Origin of the sequence: Pseudaeromonas sharmana, from assembly GCF_042649925.1 — a bacterium.
GTDB classification, from domain to species: Bacteria; Pseudomonadota; Gammaproteobacteria; order Enterobacterales; family Aeromonadaceae; genus Pseudaeromonas; species Pseudaeromonas sharmana.
The window spans coordinates 1-1,267 of record NZ_JBHSAF010000018.1 but is presented as its reverse complement, the minus strand read 5'-3'; the positions used below and the strand labels follow the sequence as shown (position 1 = coordinate 1,267).

Below are 1,267 nucleotides of genomic sequence, written 5' to 3'. Positions count from 1 at the left end.
GCAGTCAGAGGCGATGAAGGACGTGCTAACCTGCGTTAAGTGTGGTCGAGCTGGTAAGAAGCATTGACACCACAATGTCCGAATGGGGAAACCCACTGCATTTATGCAGTATCGCAACATGAATACATAGTGTTGCGAGGCGAACCGGGAGAAGTGAAACATCTCAGTACCCCGAGGAAAAGAAATCAACCGAGATTCCCTCAGTAGCGGCGAGCGAACGGGGAGCAGCCCTTAAGCAGCGAATGCGTTAGTGGAACGGTCTGGAAAGTCCGGCGATACAGGGTGATAGCCCCGTACACGAAAACAAACTTGCTGTGAAATCGAGTAGGGCGGGACACGTGACATCCTGTCTGAATATGGGGGGACCATCCTCCAAGGCTAAATACTACTGACTGACCGATAGTGAACCAGTACCGTGAGGGAAAGGCGAAAAGAACCTCGGTGAGAGGAGTGAAATAGAACCTGAAACCGTGTACGTACAAGCAGTGGGAGCCCGTAAGGGTGACTGCGTACCTTTTGTATAATGGGTCAGCGAGTTACTTTCAGTGGCGAGGTTAACCGTATAGGGGAGCCGTAGGGAAACCGAGTCTTAACTGGGCGACTAGTCGCTGGGAGTAGACCCGAAACCGGGTGATCTAGCCATGGGCAGGTTGAAGGTGAGGTAACACTTACTGGAGGACCGAACCCACTAACGTTGCAAAGTTAGGGGATGACCTGTGGCTAGGGGTGAAAGGCCAATCAAACTCGGTGATAGCTGGTTCTCCCCGAAAGCTATTTAGGTAGCGCCTCATGTCTTACTACTGGGGGTAGAGCACTGTTTCGGCTAGGGGGTCATCCCGACTTACCAACCCGATGCAAACTCCGAATACCAGTAAGTACAATCATGGGAGACACACGGCGGGTGCTAACGTCCGTCGTGAAGAGGGAAACAACCCAGACCGCCGGCTAAGGTCCCAAAGTTCTAGTTAAGTGGGAAACGATGTGGGAAGGCTCAGACAGCCAGGATGTTGGCTTAGAAGCAGCCATCATTTAAAGAAAGCGTAATAGCTCACTGGTCGAGTCGGCCTGCGCGGAAGATGTAACGGGGCTCAAACTAGGCACCGAAGCCGCGGATTCAATCAATAGATTGAGTGGTAGGGGAGCGTTCTGTAAGTCTGCGAAGGTGTGTCGTGAGGCATGCTGGAGATATCAGAAGTGCGAATGCTGACGTAAGTAACGATAAAGGGGGTGAAAAACCTCCTCGCCGGAAGACCAAGGGTTCCTGTCC

The 1,267-nt window shown here is 52.3% G+C and carries 1 rRNA gene; it reads left to right on the top strand.

Annotated features, from left to right (window positions below):
• A 23S ribosomal RNA gene (locus tag ACFOSS_RS16755) occupies window positions 1–1,267 on the top strand; the annotation flags it as partial.